The organism is Frankia sp. AgPm24 (assembly GCF_023243055.1).
GTDB lineage: Bacteria > Actinomycetota > Actinomycetes > Frankiales > Frankiaceae > Frankia > Frankia umida.
The window spans coordinates 36,051-55,975 of sequence record NZ_JALKFW010000225.1; the positions used below are offsets into that span (position 1 = coordinate 36,051).

At 73.9% G+C, this 19,925-nt stretch carries 11 protein-coding genes and 1 pseudogene; 9 read left to right on the plus strand and 3 right to left on the minus strand.

From position 1 onward, the window contains the following. Positions 1-117 precede the first annotated feature (117 nt). On the plus strand, positions 118-1,059 hold the full coding sequence (locus MXD61_RS27800) for a rhomboid-like protein (RefSeq protein ID WP_251080706.1): 942 nt from the start codon (positions 118-120) through the stop codon (positions 1,057-1,059). Positions 1,060-1,692: 633 nt separating this feature from the next. Here MXD61_RS27800 and MXD61_RS27805 read toward each other — a convergent pair. From MXD61_RS27805 to MXD61_RS27330, 3 genes and pseudogenes are all read right to left on the minus strand, one after another. Further along, positions 1,693-3,153: pseudogene (locus MXD61_RS27805) on the minus strand (serine/threonine-protein kinase); the annotation flags it as partial. A gap of 206 nt (positions 3,154-3,359) precedes the next feature. Continuing rightward, a complete protein-coding gene (locus tag MXD61_RS27325) occupies positions 3,360-3,566 on the minus strand; it encodes a lasso RiPP family leader peptide-containing protein (RefSeq protein WP_248816293.1) in 207 nt (68 codons plus the stop codon). 83 nt (positions 3,567-3,649) lie between these two features. Continuing rightward, positions 3,650-5,125: an MFS transporter gene (locus MXD61_RS27330; RefSeq protein WP_248816294.1), complete on the minus strand. Its 1,476-nt coding sequence runs from the start codon at positions 5,123-5,125 to the stop codon at positions 3,650-3,652. 102 nt (positions 5,126-5,227) lie between these two features. On the opposite strand from MXD61_RS27330, the gene MXD61_RS27335 reads away from it, so the two are divergent. The 8 genes from MXD61_RS27335 to MXD61_RS27370 all read left to right on the plus strand — a co-directional run bounded on the left by MXD61_RS27335 (position 5,228) and on the right by MXD61_RS27370 (position 19,865). Then, on the plus strand, positions 5,228-6,139 hold the full coding sequence (locus MXD61_RS27335) for a helix-turn-helix transcriptional regulator (RefSeq protein WP_248816295.1): 912 nt from the start codon (positions 5,228-5,230) through the stop codon (positions 6,137-6,139). Positions 6,140-6,485: 346 nt separating this feature from the next. Beyond that, the gene (locus MXD61_RS27340) at positions 6,486-7,103 is read left to right on the plus strand and encodes a DUF402 domain-containing protein (RefSeq protein WP_248816296.1); all 618 of its coding nucleotides are present in this window, start codon (positions 6,486-6,488) and stop codon (positions 7,101-7,103) included. A gap of 148 nt (positions 7,104-7,251) precedes the next feature. Further along, complete coding sequence (locus tag MXD61_RS27345) at positions 7,252-8,895, plus strand: ABC-F family ATP-binding cassette domain-containing protein (RefSeq protein ID WP_248816297.1); 1,644 nt, start codon at positions 7,252-7,254, stop codon at positions 8,893-8,895. Between the two features lie 64 nt (positions 8,896-8,959). After that, complete coding sequence (locus tag MXD61_RS27350; protein WP_248816298.1) at positions 8,960-9,976, plus strand: phospholipid scramblase-related protein; 1,017 nt, start codon at positions 8,960-8,962, stop codon at positions 9,974-9,976. Positions 9,977-10,207: 231 nt separating this feature from the next. Continuing rightward, positions 10,208-10,777: an adenylate kinase gene (locus tag MXD61_RS27355; protein WP_225438549.1), complete on the plus strand. Its 570-nt coding sequence runs from the start codon at positions 10,208-10,210 to the stop codon at positions 10,775-10,777. A gap of 188 nt (positions 10,778-10,965) precedes the next feature. Beyond that, entirely contained in the window at positions 10,966-11,832 is an 867-nt protein-coding gene (folD, locus tag MXD61_RS27360; RefSeq protein WP_248816299.1) for a bifunctional methylenetetrahydrofolate dehydrogenase/methenyltetrahydrofolate cyclohydrolase FolD, read from the plus strand. 168 nt (positions 11,833-12,000) lie between these two features. Continuing rightward, the gene (locus MXD61_RS27365) at positions 12,001-18,339 is read left to right on the plus strand and encodes an alpha-(1->3)-arabinofuranosyltransferase family protein (RefSeq protein ID WP_248816300.1); all 6,339 of its coding nucleotides are present in this window, start codon (positions 12,001-12,003) and stop codon (positions 18,337-18,339) included. Then, the gene (locus MXD61_RS27370) at positions 18,336-19,865 is read left to right on the plus strand and encodes a lipopolysaccharide biosynthesis protein (RefSeq protein WP_248816301.1); all 1,530 of its coding nucleotides are present in this window, start codon (positions 18,336-18,338) and stop codon (positions 19,863-19,865) included. Before MXD61_RS27365 ends, MXD61_RS27370 begins: the two co-directional genes overlap by 4 nt. The last annotated feature ends 60 nt before the right edge of the window (positions 19,866-19,925 follow it).

Below are 19,925 nucleotides of genomic sequence, written 5' to 3' on the forward strand. Positions count from 1 at the left end.
CCTCCGGGGTGGGGGTGCTTGGTGAGACGACCGTGGCGCAGGTCCGAGATGGTGTGCTGTCTGCCGATCGCCGGATTCCGCACGCTTGGTGCCCTGCCCGCGCAGCACGGGCGGCACATGACACCACCCGCCGGGGCCCGGTCACCGGGTGCGGTGGTGGCGCTGCCGGAGGTGTCGGCGGTGCGGGAGGTGTCGGCGGGTCGATGGCGGGCGGCGGGCGTGGCGGTCCGGCTGGTCGGGGCGCCACGCGCCTACCCGGTGACGGCGCTGCTGATGACCGCGCTGCTGACCGCGCGGATCCTGCGGCATGTGACCCCGGAGCTCGTCCACCGGTGGTGGTGGGCGACCAGCACCAGCCTCGACCAGCTGGCGCATCATCCGCTGGGGGTGCTGTTCGGCAGTATCCCGTGGGTGACGGGGGGTCCGGTCATCCCGTGGCTGGCGCTGGCGGCGCTCGCGGTGGGGGGACTGGAGGCGACCCTGGGCAGCGTGGCGGCGTTCGCCGTCGTGTTCGGCGGGCACACGGGTGCCACCCTGATCTCCGAGGGGATACTCGGCCTGCGGGTCGCGACGGGCAACCTGCCCTCCAGCGCGTTGCACATCCTGGATGTCGGTCCCAGCTATGTCGTCGCGACCGCGCTCGCCGCCGTCGCGGTCCTGCCGACGTCCCGCCGGCTGCGGCTGAGCTGCGCTGTCGCCCTGGGCGCCATCGCCCCGGCGATGATGTTCGACCTGGTCTACGGCGATGTGGACGGGATCGGCCACACCGCGGCCTTCGCCCTCGGCGCCCTGGCCGCCGCCCTGCCGGCCCTGCGCCGCCGCGCGGCCAGGTCAGCCAGCCACGCCACGGCCGGGTCGGTCGGCCGCGCGGTCAGGTCAGCTGCCGGTCGGTGCGGCCCAGCGGACAGGTCCGCTGGCGGGGTGGGTGTCGAGGAGACTGTCGCCGGTCCCGTCCGGGTTGCGGACGCGCACGGGGCCGGTGGCGGCGAAGAAACGTCCCGCCGACGTGTCCTGGACGTACACCAGCCCGCCCTGGGGCGACCAGCTGGGATGCCATGATCCGGGCGGCCCGACGGCGCGGGTCCCACCGCCGTCGACGGTGTACAGGTAGAGGCCGCCGGTCGCCGTGCTGAACGCGATCGTCCTGCCGTCCGGTGACCAGGTGGGTTCGGCGATGCCGTCACCGGCGACGGGCGAGGTGGCCAGCGTGGTGTCGGTGCCGTCGCGGCGCACGACGTGCAGCGCCTGGTCGCGACCGGAGCGGTAGGCGAGCCGGTCGCCGTCCGGAGCGAAGGACAGTTCGAAGGCGTCGCGGAGGGCGCTGATGCGGCGCCGTCCGCTGCCGTCGGTGTTGATGAGGAAGATGCCGCCGATGTTGCGGGCGTAGGCGATGGTGCGCCCGTCGGGGGAGAAGGTGGCGTAGTCCGACGAGCCGTCGGGTTCGTCGGTGATCTGGCGGGGGTCGCCGCCGTCGGATGCCCGGACGCTCACGATCTCGCCGTCCGTGCCGGTGAAGATCACCCGGGACGCGTCCGGGGACAGCGACGGATGGTCGCCGACGCCGACCTGATGTTCGGTGCCGGCCGGGTCGACCACGATGATCGGGCTCCCGTTCATCGAGGCGCCGTCGGCGTAGCGCGGGAACACCCGCCAGCCACGCGCCTCGGCCTGCGATCCGTCGCCGACCTTGACCACCACGACGCTGCCCGGTGCCACCCGGGTCCCCGACGGCGGTGTGGTGTCCAGAACGCGGCCGCGCGCGGAGGTCACGCTCGGTTCGGACACCGTCCGCACCGTGAGCCCGGAACGCCGCAGCCGCGCCACGATGAGCGTGCTCTCCCGCCCCCGGTAGTCGGTCAGGGTGACCGATCCGGCGGATGGCCCAGCGGACGCGGACGCGCTCGCGGACGGCGTGGGCGAGACCGGGGGAGTGGCGTTGGCCGGTGGATCGTCACGCAGCCCGACCGCGAGCCCCACCCCGGCCGCGGCGACCACGACGACGACCGCTGCCGCCAGCGCCGGCCGCAGCCACGGACGCCTCCCCCCACCAGCACGGGTCGCCCCGGCGCCCGTAGGCCCCGCACCGGTAGGCCCGGCACCGGTAGGCCCGGCAGCGGTAGGCCCGGCAGCGGTCGGCCCGACGGCCGGGGGCGGGGGCAGCACCGGCGCGGGGGTCAGGCTCGTCGGCGCGTCCGCCGATGGGACGTCCAGCGGGCGAGGCATGGACGCGTGGTCCGCCCTGGCGAGGGGGGACCACGGTGTTGCCGTCGGTGGTGGTGGGGCGGTCGGGGGCGCAGGGGCCGCGTCGGCCGCGACGACGGGGTGCGGGGTGGCTCCGGTCAGCCGGAGCAGCAGGGCGGTGGCGCTCGGGCGGGCCGCGGGATCCCGGTTCATCGTCCACGTGACGAGGGCGTGCAACGTCGGGGTGAGCCCGGACAGATCGGGTTCGTCGTGCACGATCCGGTACATCAGCACGGGGGTGACGGCCTCGCCGTGCGGGGTCCGTCCGGTGGCGGCGTACAGCATCACCGCACCCCAGGCGTAGACGTCCGCGGCGGGGGTGAGCGGTTCACCGAGGGCCTGCTCGGGGGCCATGTACGCCGGTGTGCCGAGGACACCGCGCTGGGTGAGGGTGGTGGTGGCCTCCAGCGCCCGGGCGATCCCGAAGTCGATCACGCGGGCGCCGGATGACGACAGCAGGATGTTGCCGGGTTTGAGATCCCGGTGGATCAGGCCCGCGCCGTGGATGGCGCTCAGCGCCCCGGCCACGGCCACCCCGACCCGCTCGAGTTCGGCCGCGGGCAGCGGCCCGGCCCGGCGGACCCGTTCGGTCAGCGTCGGCCCGTCGATGAACTCGGTGACCAGATAGGGCTCGGTCCGGTCGGTGTCGACGTCGAGGACCTCGGCGGTGCAGAAACGGGCGACCCGGCGCGCCGCCTGCGCCTCACGCAGGAACCGGGTGCGGAACTCGGGTTCGCGGGCGTACTCCCGCCGGATCACCTTGACCGCGACCGGTGCCCCGCTGGGCGCCTGACCGTAGTAGACGCTGCCCATCCCACCGACACCGATGCGCCCGGTCAGCAGGTAGGGGCCGGCCTGGGTCGGGTCGCCGTCGTCGAGCGGCTCGACACCGGCTGGCAGATCCGCCCTCACCGTCCCCGTCCGCTCCCGTCCTCGCCCTCGCCGCCGCAGCGCCCGGCGTCACGTCCGATGTCTACCAGTATGCGGATCGTCCCGCGGAGCGGGCCATCCCGGTCCGCGGTGGACGTGCGAGGGCCCGGGTGGCCGTTGCCGGCCCGCCCGGGCCCGATGCGAGAAGCTACGTGGAGTCAGTGGAGTCAGTGGAGTCAGTGGACGGTCTACCAGCCGCCTCCGCCGCCCCAGCCGCCGCCACCGCAGCCCCATCCGTTACCGCCCCAGCCGCCGCCACCCCAGCCGCCGCCACCCCAACCGCGACGCCAACCCCAGCCGCCACCGCCGCCGAAACCGGCGATGAAGAATCCGTGGGTCACGGCCTGGAACGATCCCTGCGCACGCAGAGCCGGTGCTTCGTACTGCGCCATCATGAGTTGTTCCTCCGTTCCCGTCCTGTCCGGACGCGGTCGTAACCGATTGTCACGGCCATGTCACCATCCTAGGCGGGGGATGTTCAGCGTCGGTTCAGTCGCGGACCGCGCACCAGCAAGGCCGCGCTGGCCGCGGCGAGCAGGGCGAGTGCCGCCAGCGCCCAGCCGACGCCCCACTCGGCGTGCCCGGTCGCCCCGGTGTCGCCGGCGAGGGCGAGGAACAGCGTCCCGACCGTGGCGAGGCCGATGACCTGCCCGAGCTGCAACAGGGTGAGCAGCAGCCCGCTGGCGTCGGGGGCGTCCTCGACCGGCACGTGTTCCAACGCCACCGAGATGATCAGCGGTATCACGCCGAGACCGAGCCCGACCAGTGCGGTGACGACCTCGTAGGGCACCCCGCCGCCCGCGGTCGGCCCCAGGAACAGGTAGGACACCGCCGCGAAGGACAGCCCGACCGGGATCGCCGGCCGCCGAAGCCGCCCCGAAAGCCGCGGCACACTCAGACTGACCAGCGCGAACGCCCCGACGCACGGGATGAACGCGAGCCCCGAACGCAGCGGACTGAGCTCGAGCTCCCCTTGCAGGTGCAGCGTCGTGGTGAACAGGAACGCCCCCCACGCGCACGGGGCGAGCAGCAGCGCCACACCGGCCGCCGGCAGGCCCGGCGCGCGCAGCACCCGCGGGGAGATCAACGGGCGGCCACCGCGCGCGGCGACGTGCCGTTGCACCAGGACGAACACCCCGACGAGCACGACGGACGCGCCGAGCGACGCGAACGTCCACGCGGGCCAGCCCAGGTCATGCCCGAGCACCAGGGGCAGGACGAACAGCAGCACCGCCGCGCTGAGCGTGGCGAGCCCGGGAAGGTCCAGCGCGGGCCCACCATGCCCCCGGTCCGCGGGCAGCGCCCGGGGGGCGACGATCAGCAGCAGCAGCCCGACCGGCACGTTGACCAGGAACACCGCCCGCCAGCCGCTGCCGAACAGGTCCGCGTCGACCAGCAGGCCACCGGCGGCCTGCCCGACGACGATCCCACCGGCGATGACCGCGGCGAAGTAGCCGAGCGCCCGGTTGCGCGCGGGGCCGGAGCGGGTGCGCTGGATGATGCTCATCACCTGCGGCGTCATCAGCGCGGCACTCGCCCCCTGGGCGAACCGGAACCCGATGAGCGAGCCCGCCCGCGGCGCGAACCCGCAGGCCGCCGACGTGAGCGTGAACGCGGCGAGGCCGGCCAGGAACGCCCGCCGGTACCCCAGGATGCCCCCGAGGCGAGCCCCGGTGATCAGCAGCACCGCGTAGCTGATGAGGTACCCGGCGGCGACCAGCTGGAGCCCGGCGTCGGAGACACGCAGATCGGTCCGCAACACCGGGAGCGCGACGTTGACGATGCTGACGTCGAGGTTCGCCATGAACTGCCCGACGAGCACCACCCCCAGCACCAGCCCCGCGGACGCCCGCCGGCCCGGGGGCGGCGCCGGCGTCGGCGGATCACCGCGGTTCGAGGTGGGTGCGGCCGAAGGGGCCCGCACGGAGTCGGTGGGTGCGGCGAATCGGAGCATGGTCCACATCGTGCTGGGCGTCGGATACCAGTAACGAGAGCCCGTTGATACTGGTAGTGGCAGCACCTGGCACCCGTGCCACTGACAGGGGACGCTGGACGCATGACAACGACGCCGCCCCGGCTCGCACCGCCGCCCCGGCACACGTCGGCGACCCGGCACGCGCCGCGGCGCCGGGACGATCTCGCGGCGTTCCTGCGGAGCCGGCGTGCGCGGGTCACCCCACGGGACGTGGGCATGCCGCCCGGCCCTCGCCGGCGGACACCCGGGCTGCGCCGGGAGGAGGTCGCCCAGCTCGCCGGGGTCGGTGTCACCTGGTACACCTGGCTGGAGCAGGGCCGTCCGATCAACGTCAGCGGCCAGGTCCTCGACGCGGTGGCCCGCACTTTGCAGCTGGACGCGGCCGAGCGCGCGCACCTGTTCCGCCTGGCCGATGTGGCGCCACCGCCGTCCATCGGGGACGACACGGTCGATCTGCCACCCGAGATCCGCGGCATTCTGGACGCCCTGGATCCGCTGCCGGCGGCGGTGACCAACGCCCGTTCGGACGTCCTGGCCTGGAACGAGGGCTACGCCAGTCTGCTCCCCATGATCGCCTCCACCGCGCCACCCCACCGCAACACCCTCTGGTTCGCCTTCACCACGCCGTCCTGCTGCAATCCGATGCGCAACCTGGACGAGCAGGCCGCGGAGTACGTCGCGATCCTGCGCTACCGGCACATCCAGCATCTGGGCGAGCCAGGCTGGCAGGAGTTCGTGCAGGGCCTGAGCGCGGCCAGCGACCGGTTCGCCCGGCTGTGGGCCACCCACGACGTCGCCCCACCCCGCCCGTGCGACAAGGTGTACTGCTACCCGGCCGTCGGCGACATCAGTCTGCGCGCCACCCACCTCGATCTCAGCGGTCGCCCCGGCATCCGGCTGACCGTCCACAACCCGGTCGACGAGACCACCCGTGCCCGCCTGGCCTGGCTGCGCGCCCACCCCGAGGCCGCCCAGCCCGACCACACGCACTGAGCCACCCGCACCGAGCCCTCTCGTGGCCATCCCGCCCTGACCGGGGGGTGGCGCGTGCCGCGGCTGGTCGTACAGTCAGGCCGTGACCAAGCCGGACAGCCCCGCGCGCGACGAACCCGGCCCCGTGTCGTCGTCGGTACCGGTGCCCACGTCGGCGGGCGGCGGGGCCCCCCCCCCCCCCCCCCCCCCCCCCGGGGGGGGGGGGGGGGGCCCCAGGCGGGCGGTCCCCCCGCCGCACCCCCCCGCGCGCCCCGCCCCCGCCCCGGGGGGGGGGCGGCCCCGGGGGCCCCCGCGGGGGGGGGGGGGGCCCCCCGCCGGCGCGCCCTACACGCCTGGTGAGATCGTCGTGCACCGGTCGTTCACGACCAAACGGCTGGTCTTCGTCCGTACCGGGCATGTCATCGACCACGACGAGCGTGGCCTGCGGCTGTGGATTCCGCATGGCTGCCCGATGGCGGTGGAACTCAGCGCGGACGGCCGTGGCCTGCGGGACATGCCCTTCGCCGAGTGGGTCCGCCAGCCGACGGTGATGACGACCTCGATCTGGCGCGGCCCGAACATCTTCATGCTGATCCCGACGCGGGGCGCCCACTCGGTCTGGTGGTTCTGGGACTGGCAGGGCCGCTTCGTCCGCTGGTACATCAACCTGGAGGAGCCGGCGGTCGCCTGGCGCCGCGACGGCCTCGTCGGCGTCGACACCACCGACCACGACCTCGACGTGTGGGTCACCCCCGCCCGCACCTGGGAGTGGAAGGACGAACACGAACTCGCCGAGCGCCTGGCCTTCCCCGAGCACTACTGGGTGAGCGATCCGAACGCGGTGCGGGCCGAAGGCGAACGCCTGCTGCGCCTGGTCGAATCCGGGGCCTTCCCCTTCGACGGCACCTGGACGGACTTCCAACCCGATCCGTCCTGGCAGACCCCGACGAGCCTGCCCCCCGGCTGGGATCGCCCCCGCGCCTGAACACCCGCGCCCGAACACCCCGCGCCCGAACACCCCGCGCCCGAACACCCCGCGCCCGAACACCCGCGCCCGCCCGCCATGATGCGGGCCTGGCCGTGCTGGGCGGGTACGTCCGCAGCGCCGTCCGGGCATACGCGAGACTCGTGGGATGTCCGCCACGCTCATCGCCTCCGGCCTCACCGTCACCCGCGGTGGGGCAACCGTCCTGGACGGGATCTCCCTCACTGTGGCGCCCGGCGATCGTCTCGGTGTGGTCGGGCCCAACGGCGTTGGCAAGTCGACGTTGCTGCGCGCCCTCGCCGGCCTGGTGCCCCTCGACTCCGGCCGTCTTGACCTGGCGCCGCCGAGCGCCGGCGTCGGCCTGCTGCCCCAGGAACCCGACCGGTCGCCCGGGGAGACCCTGCGCGCCTTCGTGCATCGGCGCACCGGGGTCGCGTCCGCCCAGCGGGAGCTGGACGACGCGGCCGAGGCCCTCGCCTGCGGCGGCCCCGGTGTGGACGACCGTTACAGCGTGGCGCTCGAACGCTGGCTCGCCCTGGGCGCCGCCGATCTGGACGCCCGCGCCGAGGAGGTCTGCGCCGACCTCGGGTTGCCCGCCGGCGCGCTCGACAGTGAGACGACGACCCTCTCCGGTGGTCAGGCCGCCCGCGGGTCGCTCGCCAGCGTGCTGCTGTCCCGGTTCGACATCACCCTGCTGGACGAGCCCACCAACGACCTCGACTTCGACGGTCTCGACCGGCTCGAACGGTTCGTCCGCCAGGTCTCCGGGGCGCTCGTCGTCGTCAGCCACGACCGGGAGTTCCTCGACCGGGCGATCGACACGGTCGCCGAGATCGATCCGCACCAGCACAGCCTCGCCCTGTTCGCCGGTGGCTGGTCTGCTTATCTGGAGGCCCGCGAGCTCGCCCGCCAGCAGGCCCGTGAACGCTACGAGGACTTCGCCGACGAGCGTTCCGACCTGGTCTCCCAGGCGCAGCGCCAGCGTGAGCAGTCGGTGCGCGGGGCGGTGCGGGCCAAGCGGCGTGCGCCCGACGGCGACCGGGCCGCCCGCGGCGCGCGGATCGAGGCCGCGACCAAGAGCGCCGCCAGGGTCCGCTCGATCGAGAGCCGCCTCGGCCGGCTCGAGGCGGTCGAGGAGCCGCGTAAGGAATGGCAGCTGCGGATGTCGATCGCCACCGCGCCGCGCTCCGGTGACGTCGTCGCGACGCTGACCGCCGCCACCGTGCGCCGCGGCGGTTTCACCCTCGGACCGGTCGACCTCAGCGTCGCCTGGGCGGACCGGATCGTGATCACCGGGCCGAACGGTGGTGGCAAGTCGACGCTGCTCGGCGCGCTGCTGGGCCGCGTCCCGCTCGACAGCGGCGGTCAGTCGCTGGGTTCCGGGGTGCGCCTCGGTGAGATCGACCAGGCCCGCGAACGTTTCCGCGGCGAGCAGACCTGTGTCTCCGTCGCCGAGGAGGCCACCGGATGGGCGGCCGGGCAGGTGCGGACCCTGTTCGCCAAGTTCGGTCTCGGTGCCGACCAGGCGACCCGGCCCGCGGCGTCGCTGTCCCCGGGTGAGCGGACCCGGGCCGGTCTCGCGTTGCTGCAGGCCGTCGGCGTCAACTGCCTGGTGCTCGACGAGCCCACCAACCACCTGGACCTCCCCGCCATCGACCAGTTGGAGCAGGCCCTCGCCGACTACGCGGGCACCCTGCTGCTCGTCACCCACGACCGGCGGATGCTCGACGCCGTGTCGGTCACCCGTCGGCTCCACGTCGCCGAGGGCACGGTCCACGAGCAGACCGTCTGAGCGTCAGATGGCCGACGCGGACCCACCCTGGCGGTCGGCCAGTTCCAGATGCGAAAGTGGCGGCATGACGCAGACCGTCCCGCCTGGCTGGTACCCGGATCCGAGCGGGCAGCAGGGCTCTCGATGGTGGGACGGCACCCAGTGGACCGACCACACCCAGGCCGGCTCACCTCCCGGCCAGAGCCAGAGCCAGAGCCAGGACCAGGACCAGGGGCACATCTATCCCCAGGGCCAGGGATATGGCCAGGGCCAGAGCAACCCGCAGGGTCAGGGCTATGGCCAAGGCCAGGGCTATGGCCAGAGTCAGGGCCAGGAATATGGCCAGGGTCAGGGCTATCCCCAGGGGCAGGGCGGCGGGTCGGGCGCGGTGAGCTGGGGAACGCCGCAGGGCGGTGCGTCGGTGCTGACCAACCGCACCCCTGAGCAGGTGCAGCGGCAGGTCCGCGAACAGGCCGGGCTTGCCCCCGGCGGGCCGGGTGGCGGGGGCCTGTTCAGCGAGCCTGTTCTCGTCGTCAACCAGAAGACCAAGATCATCGAAGTGACGAACGAGTACGCCGTCTTCGACCAGCAGGGCCGCCAGATCGGCTCGGTGGTGGAGGTCGGGCAGAACGCGCTGAAGAAGGCCGTCCGGGTGCTCTCCTCCTGGGACCAGTTCTTCACACACCGGCTGGAGGTCCGTGATGCCGCCGGTGTGCCGCAGCTGATGCTCGTTCGGCCCGCGAAGGTGCTCAAGTCGAAGGTGATCGTCTCGACTCCTGACGGCACCGAACTCGGCGTGATCGTTCAGCAGAACGTCTTCGGTAAGATCCGCTTCGACCTGCAGTCCGGTGGCGCCACGATCGGATCCATCAGGGCCGAGAACTGGCGGGCCTGGAACTTCTCCATCGTCGACCACACCGAGACCGAGGTCGCCCGGGTCACCAAGACCTGGGAGGGCCTGATGCGCAACGTCTTCACCAGCGCCGACAACTACGTCGTCCAGCTCCACCGTCCGCTGCCGCAGCCGCTGCTGAGCATGGTCGTCGCCTCGGCCCTCACGATCGACACCGCCCTCAAGCAGGACTCCCGCGGGCTCGGCTGATCGCCGTCGGCGCCGGAGTTCCCGGCGCCCCACCACCGCACCCGGCCGACCCCCGGTTCGGCGGGTACCGGTCAACCCGAAGGCTGCGCTGCGATCACGTCGGGGTGCGGTGCGCGACCCGGCGGGTGGGAGGGGCACGCCAAGGAGGGTGTTCGGGGTTCCTGTGGTGGGTCGTGGTGCGAGACTGGAACCGTGAATGCGCACGGGACGTGCCCGGAGGGCCCGCCGTCGATGACCCCGGACATTCAGCGGGTGCTGGTCGTCGGCAGTGGTGGCGCGGGCAAGAGCACGCTGGCGCGGGAGATCGCCCGCCGGGCCGGCCTGCCGGTGATCCATCTGGACCGGTACTTCTGGCAGCCGGGTTGGGTCGCCACCCCCGTGGAGGAGTGGCGCGCGGTCGTCGCGGGGCTCGTCGCGCGGCCGGCGTGGGTGATGGACGGCAACTACGGTGGCACGCTGGACCTGCGGATACCCGCGGCCGAGCTGATCGTGTTCCTCGATCTGCCGCGGCGAGTCGCGATCATCCGGGCGGTGCGGCGCTGGGCGCGCTGGCATGGGCGTACCCGTCCGGACATGGGCGCGGGCTGCCCCGAGAAGATGGACGTGTCGTTCCTGCGGTGGATGTGGACCTACCCGCGGGACAGCCGCGACCGGCTGCTGCAGGCACTGGACGCGCACGGTGCCGCGGCCCGGGTGGTGCGCCTGTGCAATCCCCGCGAGGTGCGGGCCTGGCTGGGCGGCGCGGCGGCGCCGGGCCTGCCCCGGATGCGCTCCCTGTCCGCCGGTCACGTCGGCACCTGACATCCCGTAACACCGCTACGGCGGACGTCCGGCGGCCACCTTCCTCGTCGTTGCTCGCCGCCGCGGGTCGCGTCATGGTGGTGGGCGATACGGTCGACGTTCACGGAGGTCGCCCCGCGGGCCACGCTACGACGGCGGGCGGCGGGCGGCGCCGTCATCCGGCGAGATCGTCAAGGCGAAAGGCCGACATGAGCGCAGTGATCATCGATGGTAAGGCCGTGGCCGCGCGGGTCCGGGCGGACGTCGCCCGGGACGTCGCCGAGTTCCGTGCGGCGACGGGGCTGCAGCCGGGGCTCGCGACCGTGCTCGTCGGTGACGACCCGGCGTCCGCGGTCTACATCGGCGGTAAGCGCAAGGCGTGCGTCGAGGCCGGCATGGCCGACCTGCACCAGCACCTGCCCGCCGACACCGCCCAGGACGAGGTCGCGGCCCTGCTGGACTCCCTCGCCGCCGACCCGGCCGTCTCCGGCATCCTGCTGCAGCTGCCCGTCCCCCGGGGGCTGGACGGTTCGGCGCTGGTCGGGCGGATCCCGCCGGGTAAGGACGTCGACGGTCTGACCACGGCGAGCGTCGGTCTGCTCTCGCGTGGCGAGCCGGGGCTGCGCCCGTGTACGCCGTCGGGCATCCTCGAACTGCTGGACGCCTACGAGGTGGCGTTGGAGGGGACGTCCGCGGTCGTGGTCGGACGTTCGGAGCTGGTCGGGCGGCCCGTCGCACAGCTGCTGGTCGACCGCAACGCCACCGTCACCATCTGCCATTCGCGCACGCGGGACCTCGCCGCGGTCTGCCGGGGCGCGGACGTGCTCGTCGTCGCCGCCGGCAAGCAGGCCATCATCGGCGCGGACGCGGTGAAGCCCGGCGCGACCGTCATCGACGTCGGCATGCACCGCACCGAGGCGGGTCTGCGCGGCGACGTCGACTTCGACGCGGTGCGTGAGGTCGCCGGGAAGCTGACGCCCGTCCCCGGCGGTGTGGGTCCGATGACGATCGCGATGCTGCTGCGCAACACCCTGCTGGCCGCCCGCGCCGCCGCCGGCCAGGATGTCAACAGCTGACCGGAAGCGCATCAGGAAGTCACCCAAAAGGGCCATTCAGGCCTGACTAAACAGGGCACATCGCACTTTTTCCTGTCATCGTCGCCCTCGCGAGCTCCGCTGAGGACAGCGACGCGCGACGGCTGGTGACCCGCGGAACTCGCGAGCCGGCGCGGCTAGGGGTGTGGTGTGCGTCAGGCCTCCGTCAGCATCGTGGTTCCCGCGTTCAACGAGGCGGCCCGGCTGCCACGATCACTGCCCGTCCTGGTGGGGGCGCTGCGCCGTCATCACCTGGCCGACGCCGAGGTGATCGTCGTCGACGACGGCAGTGTGGACGACACCGCCCGGCTGGCCGCGCGACTGCTCGGCGACGCACCGAACCGGCGGGTCCTGCGCCTGCCGGTCAACCAGGGCAAGGGCGCGGCGGTGCGCGCCGGGGTCGCCGCGGCCACCGGCGACGTGATCGCCTTCATGGACGCCGACCTCGCCTCGGACGTCGACGACCTGCCCCGATTACTGAACGCGTTAGGGAACGCCGAGGTGGCCCTCGGCTCCCGCCGGCTTGCGAACAGCGCCGAACGGGCCCCCGTCCGGCGCCTCGGCAGCTGGCTGTTCCACCTGGTCGTGCGGCTGCTGGTGCGGTTGGACGTCGCCGACACCCAGTGCGGTTTCAAGGCGTTCCGCCACGCCGAGGCGAAGGTCCTGTTCGCCCGCACCCGGCTCACCGGGTTCGCGTTCGACGTGGAGGTCCTGGCGCTCGCCCGCGCACTGGGCTACCGGATGGCCGAGGTCCCGGTGCGCTGGGTCGAGCAGCCCGGCGGCCGGTTCCACGCCCTGACACACACCCCGATGATGCTGGTCGAGCTGACCCGGGTCCGCCGCCACGTCCGGCGCGCGGGCCGCGAGATGGCCGCGGCGGCCAGCGCCACCCGCACCTCGCCGGCCCCCGCGCGCTCCTTCGTCCCGGCCGCGCCGTCGCGCACGTCCCGTCGGGCGTTGCTGTGGATCGCACTGGGACATGTCCTGCTGTTCGTGTCGCAGGCGCCGGGACGGCTGACCGCGGACACGAAGCTTCCCCTGGCCGTCAGCCCGGCCCGGTTCCTGGCCGCGGCCACCCGGATGTGGGACTCCACCGCGGACTTCGGGGCCGTCCCCAACCAGGCCTACGGCTACCTGTTCCCGATGGGACCGTTCTTCCTCGCCGGTCATCTCACCGGACTGCCGGTGTGGCTGGTCCAACGTCTGTGGATGGCGCTGCTGCTGACCGTGGCCGCCTGGGGGGTGGTGCGGCTCGCGGACGCGCTGGGCATCGGCGCGCCGACCGGACGGGTCCTCGGTGGGCTCGGCTACGCGCTGTCGCCGATGTTCCTCGGCAAGATCGGGGCGACGTCGGCCGCGGTCCTGGGGGCGGCGATGCTGCCGTGGATCGTGACACCGCTGGTCCGCGCGCTGTACGCGGATGGATGGCTCTCACCTCGGCGCGCGGCCGCCCGGTCGGGCCTGGCGGTGCTGTGCGTCGGTGGCATCAACGCCAGCGTCGCGGTGGATGTGCTGGTGGTGCCGGCGATGCTGCTGCTGCTCGCCGGTGGGTCCCGGCGGGCCTGGGCGGTGCGCGGCTGGTGGGTCGCCGCGGTGGGCGCCGCGATCGCCTGGTGGGCGCTGGGTCTGCTCGCGGTCGGCCGGTATGGGCTGAACTTCGTCCCGTTCACCGAGACCGCCGATCTGACCACCGCCTCGGCCTCGCTGCCCGAAGCGCTGCGCGCGGCCACCGACTGGATGGCCTACCTGCGGGTTCCCAACGTCTGGCTGCCCTCGGCCGCCGACTACGCCGGCTCCCGGGTGGTCATCGCCGGGACATACGCGCTCACCGCGATCGGGGTGTGGGGGCTGTCCCGGCGTGACCTGCCCGCCCGGCGTTTTCTCGTGCTCTGCTTCGCGCTGGGCACCGTGGTGATCGTCGCGGGCTATCCGGGTGCGCTGGGCGGGCCGGTGTCCGCCGATGTGCGGGCGCTGCTCGACGGCCAGCTCAGCCCGCTGCGCAACATCGCGAAGTTCCAGGCCGTCACCCACCTCCCGATGGCCCTCGGCCTGACCCACGCCGCCGGCCTGACCACCGCTGCCGGCCGCCGCCTGAGCTCCCGATCCCACCGCGGCCCCCGATCCTGGTTCAGCCCCAGCCCCAGCCCCAGCCCCAGCCCGCGACCGGCTGCGGCGCTGCTGGTGCTGACGGTGACGGCGCTGGTGGCGAGCACGTTGCCGGTGTTACGCGGGCAGGTGTTGCAGCCGGGATCGTTTCGGGCCGTGCCCGCCTACTGGGAGCAGGCGGCCGACTGGCTGACGGACCATCCGGACAACGGCCGCACACTGCTGCTGCCGGGCGCGCCGTTCGCCCAGTACGACTGGGGTCGGCCCCTCGACGAGCCGATGCGCTGGCTGTCGTCCACCCCATGGGGGGAACGCAGCCTCATCCCGCTCGGTGGCGTCGGCCTCACCCGCTGGTTGGACGCCGTCGAGACGTCCCTGTCCGGTGACGGCCGCGGCCTGGGCGTGGCACTGGCCCGGGCGGGGGTCGGGCAGGTCCTCGTCCGCAACGATCTCGCCGACAGCAACTGGGACGTCCCCCCGTCCACCGACGAGATCCACCAGGCGCTGGTGGCCGGGGGGCTGCGTCCGGCCGCGACGTTCGGACCGCTGGTGATCGGGCGGGCCGGGGACCGTGAGCGGGTGCTGCCGGTGAACCGGCGACGCCCGATCGGCCAGGCACCGGCGCTGGAGGTGTGGACGGTGCCCGGCGGGGCGCGTCAGGTGCAGGCCTATCCGGCCGGTGACACGCTGGTCGTCGCCGGGGGTCCGGAGGCGGCGGTCACGCTCGCCGCACACGGCCTGCTACCCCCCGACCGGGCCATGATCCTGGCCGAGGACCTCGGGGATCCGCGTGCCGCGAGCACCGGGAAGCCGGGCACGGTGGTCGCCTCCGCCCCGCTCACCCCGCCGGCCACGGTCCTGTCCGCGACCACCGGCCTCGCCATCACCGACACGTTCACCCGCCGTGACCAGAGCTTCGGCGTGGTCCACAGCTCACCGTCCTACCTGCTCGGACCGGACGAGTGGGCCGCCGGCGCCACCCGGGCGCCCCGCGAGTGGACCGACCGTCCACCCGCCGGCCATCAGACCGTCGGTGGCTACCTCGACGGAAAATCCGTCACCGCGTCGTCGTACGGCTATCTGCTGCGGGCGGCCCCCGAACTCGGCCCGGCCAGCGCCGTCGACGGCCTGCCCCACACCGGGTGGACGGCCCGGCCGGACCCGCGCACCGGGTCGGAGGGCGCCTGGCTGCGCGTCGATGTCGGCACGCCGCTGCGCGTGCCCTACCTGGTGGTCGCGCTGCTCGCCGAGACACCGCGCCGTCCGGTGGCCCGCACGATCACGGTGACCTCCGCCGCGGGCTCGGTGGACACGTCGGTGGCCGCCACCGACCATCCGCAGTACCTGGCGGTGCCCGCCGGGCCGAGTTCCTGGTACCAGGTGACCCTGCGCGACGTGACCCGCGGTGATGGTGAGCTTCTGGGCGCCGGCATCCGCGAACTGGCCGTTCCCGGGCAGGGTTTCGTCCACTACGCGCAGGCGCCCACCGACGCCACCGCCCTGTTCGCGGCGGACCCCTCGACCGACCCCACCGGCCGGACGGTTCCGGCTGGTCCCGTGCTGGTGGCCTTCGACCGAACCCGGGAGAACATCACCGAGCCGTTCAGCGTGTCGGAGGAGCAGCTGATCGTCCGACGCTTCAGCGTGCCCCGGGCGATGTCGTTCACCCTGGACGGCACCGTCACCGCCCTGCCGAGTCCGGCCACGGCGCCCAGACCCGCCGCCGCCCGGCGCGGCTGGGAGTGCGGCCAGGGTCCGGCCCTGGACCTGGACGGCGTCCGCTACCCGCTGCGGGTCGAGGGCACCACCTCCGACGTCGCCGACGGCCGACCGCTGCGCCTCACCGCCTGCACCCCGGACGGAACCGTGCCGCTGACCGCCGGCGCCCATCTGCTGCGCGTGGTCCGCGACGACTCCCTGCCGCTGCTCGTCGACACGATCACCCTGGTCGGAGGTGCCAACCCCGACCCCGACCCCGACCCCGACCCCGGGACCGTGGCTGGGACCGGGGCCAGGACCGTGCCTGTGGCTGGGACCGTGGGGACGGCTGGTGAGAAGGTGCGGTCGACGTCGGTCGGGCAGTGGACGGCGCAGCGGCGCACCGTCACGGTCGGCCCCGGCGGCCAGTCGTTCTTCGCCGTGCGCGAGAACGCGAACATCTCCTGGACAGCGTCGCTCAACGGCGTGGCCCTGGCCCCGGTCCGCCTGGACGGCTGGCAGCAGGGCTGGATCCTGCCAGCCGGCGCCGGCGGCACGATCGTCCTGACGAACCGGCCCGGCGAGTTCTACCGCACCTGCCTGCTCGTCGGCCTGGCGTGCGCCCTGGCCCTGCTCGCCGGCGCGTTGGTTCCCGGACGACGTCGACCGCGTCCATTCCCCAGACCGATGGCCCGTTCGGACGGTGCCGGCTCCAGGCTCGACGGCCGGTTCGGCCGGTTCGGCCGGCCTGGTTGGCTCGGTCGGTGTGGGTGGCTGCCTGACCGGTGGGGCGCGGTGGGACTGGCCACCCTGATCGTGGCCCTGGCGGCCGGGCCGTTGGCACTGATCGTCCCGCTGCTGGCGGTGGTCGCCCGCCGTCGTCCGCTGGCGCCGCCGTGGATCGCCGCCTGTGGCATCGTCGTCGCGGGTATCGCCGTCATCGTGCAGCCCGGCCTGCCACCGCGATCAGGTGCTGGTGCGTTCGGGGGATGGGCCCAGGCGGCCGGCACGGTCGCGTTCGCGGCGGTCCTCGCCGCGCTGGCGGCCTCCCCGCCGCAGTCGCCGCCCACCCCGGACCTCACCCCGGACCTCTATCCGGACCTCACCCCGGACCTGACATCGGTGGCGGCCGGCCTGGTCAGTCGTCCGTTGAGCCTGGCCGAACAGGTGCTGCTGGCCTCCGACCGCGCCGACACACCGATCGTCATCGCCCTGCTCGGGCGCACCGACGGCCACGTGGACGCCCACCGCCTGGCCGCCGCGACCATCGACGTGTTCGCCCGCCATCCGATCACCCGGTCGGAACTCGCCGACCCGGCCGGACACGGCGGATGGCGGATTCGCCCGCTGCCCCGACCCGCACCGGTCCACGAGACCGAGGCGGCCACCAGCGGCGAGGCCTGGCAGGCACTGGCCCGGCTGATGGGCGGTGGCATCGACCTGAACCGCGCCCCCCTGGCCCGCCTGCTCGTCGTCCACCATCGCGGCGGCGACTGGATCGGCCTGGTCGGGCACCACCTCGCCCTGGACGGCCGAAGCCTGCTGGCCATCCTGACCGAGACCCTGGCCGGCTACCCCGCTGCCCACCCGACGCGCCTGCCCGGCCCACCCGCCGAGCTCACCGCCGACCACCCCCAGGCCATCCACGATGCGCCGGAAACGGACCCGTCCCCGGTGGCGGCCCCGCCTGCGAGGCCGCCCGGGTCGGTGGAAGTCACGGTGAGCGGACGCGGCTCACCGCAGGCGCGGTGGTGGTGGCGGCGACGGTCACGGTCACGGTTCGTCGAGCCGATGGGCAGGCCGGGGGAACACGGCTTCGGCCTGGTACCGCAGGTGATCCCGGTACCCCGGCCGCCTCGCCTGCCCGACGGGCGGCTACCGACCGTCAACGACGTGCTGATCACCGCCGCCCATCTGGCCATCGGACGCTGGAACGCCGGCAGGGGCCGCGCCGACGACGTCCTGCGCGTCCGGATGGCACTGACCTCGGGCACCCCGACCGTGCTGGGCGGCCTGTCCAGCCGCTTCACGATCATCTCCAGTGACGCCGACGCCCGCGCCACACCGATGCGGCTGCTCGCCACCGTGATCGACCGGACCTCGACCGCCAAGACCCGGGTCGCGCGCACCTCCGCGTCGGCGCCGTCCGGCTCCGATGCCGCCCTGGTCGGCGGTGCCACCCGTCCCGCCGTCGCGTCGCTGACCATGGCACTGTCGAACGCGCTGTCCGCCGTGTTGCCACACCGGGGGCGGCCGGCCCTGCTGCGGCTGGCCGTCTCGGCGTCACGAGCGGCGCTGATGCCCAGCGCCGCGGTCAGCAACATCGGACGAGTCGGCACCGACCTCACCGTCGGCCCGGACGGCCCACGACTGCTCGACCTGCACCTGGCCGCCCCCGCCCGGATGCCCCAGGGCCTGGCCATCCACGTCGTGCGCATGGGCGACCAGATCCATCTGACGTTCAGCCATGCCCGCGAACTGTGGGACGACACCGCCGCCCGCACCTTCGCCGGCCTGTTCCGCGCCGCCGTCCTCGACCTCACCCACCCGGCCACCCCCCGAACCGCCCCGTACCCCACCACCGTGCGGACCCCGTTCCCGCCCGGCGCCCCAGCCCTCCCGTCCACCTCGGATGCCCCTGGCGGCTCGCCGCCCCTGGCGGACAGCAGGACCTCCGGCCGATGACACAGCCAGCACAGCCAGCACGACCGGTGCGGCCGGCACGGCGGGAACTGGTGGTCGAGCTGCTGCGCGGGCCGATGCTGCTGGCGGTCGCGGGTGGGGTGGCCAACGGGCTCAACCTGGTGATGAACCTGGTGCTCGCCCGGGTGCTCGACCCGTCCGGCTATGGCGCCGTGGTCGTGCAGACGAACATCTACCTCGTGCTGGCGGTGGTGGGCACCGCCGTGCTCACCGCGGTCGTGCGCCGGGATCTGGCCCCCAGCAGCATTCCCGGACGGGCCCGCATCGCCTGGATTCGGCGGTTGCGGGCGGCGACCGCGTCCATGGCACTGGTCGCGGCGGGGATCGCGGTCGTGGCCTGCCGGCCGGTCGCGGCGCTGCTGTCCTACCCGCATCCGGTCGCGATCGCCGAGGCCGGTGTGGCCGCCGGACTGTGGCTGGCGGTCTGCGTGGAGCGGGGCCTGCTCCAGGCGCGCGGGAACTATCCGGGACTCGCCTGGAACATGGTGTACGAAACGGTCCTGCGGGTCGCCGTCATCATCGTCGCGGCCTGCGCGGGCCTCGGCGTGGACGGCGCCGGCCTCGGACTGCTCGTCGGCGCCCTCGCCGCCACCTCCGCCGCCCGCACCACGGTCTCCCGCACCTCGACCTCCCGCACCTCGACCTCCCGCACCTCGACCTCCCGCACCTCGACCTCCCGCACCTCGGTGGACGCCCGCACCTCGGACACCCACGCCGCGCCCGACCACGCCCGGTCCGAGCATGTGCGCTCCGAGGTACAGGGGCGGCGCACGCGCCGGGTGCTGCTGGCGGACTCGTCGGTGGCGCTGGCGACCCTGATGCCGTTGGCGCTGCTCCAGAACGTCGATGTCGTCCTGGTCGGATGGCGCGATCCGGAGGCGGCGGGCAGCTACGCGGCGATCTCCACAACCTGCAAGATCCCGGTGTTCGTCGGGTTGGCGGTGGCGAACTACCTGCTGGCCGAGGCGGCCCGGCGGCGCCGGGAGGGACGCACGGCCTACGCGGCACTGGCCCTGGCGATGATCATCGTGGTGGTGCCGGGGCTGCTGCTGTCCGCGGCGGGTGCGGTGGCGGGGCGCCCGCTGCTGTCGTTGTTGTTCGGGTCCCGGTTGGCGGCGGCGTCCGGGGTCCTGTGGGTGCTGGCGCTGGCGACGACGTTCCTCGCCGCGACCCTGCTGTTCGCGACCTATCTGCTCGGTGTCGGTGATCGGGGGATCGTCTGGGTGCTGGCGGTGTGCACGCCGACGTCCACCGTGGTCGTGGCCGTCTTCGCCGACGAGATCACCTCGACGGTCCTCGCCCTGCTCGGCTGCCAGGCCGGCACCGCTCTCCTCGCCGGCATCCTGGTCGCCCGGGCGCACCGGCCCGGCCGGCCCGCCTCGCCCCGCCGCCGGGCCCCGAGCTCGCTGCGAACCTATCCGTCGGACACACCCACGCCCCCTGCCCTGCGGGGACGCCCCCTGGTCGCGGAGCCGTCCGGTCAGGCGCGGGAACCGCACCTACCCTGAGCGGTGCCGCCTGTGGCCGCGCGATGACACTGCTCCGCGGATGCCCGACGGATGCCCGGA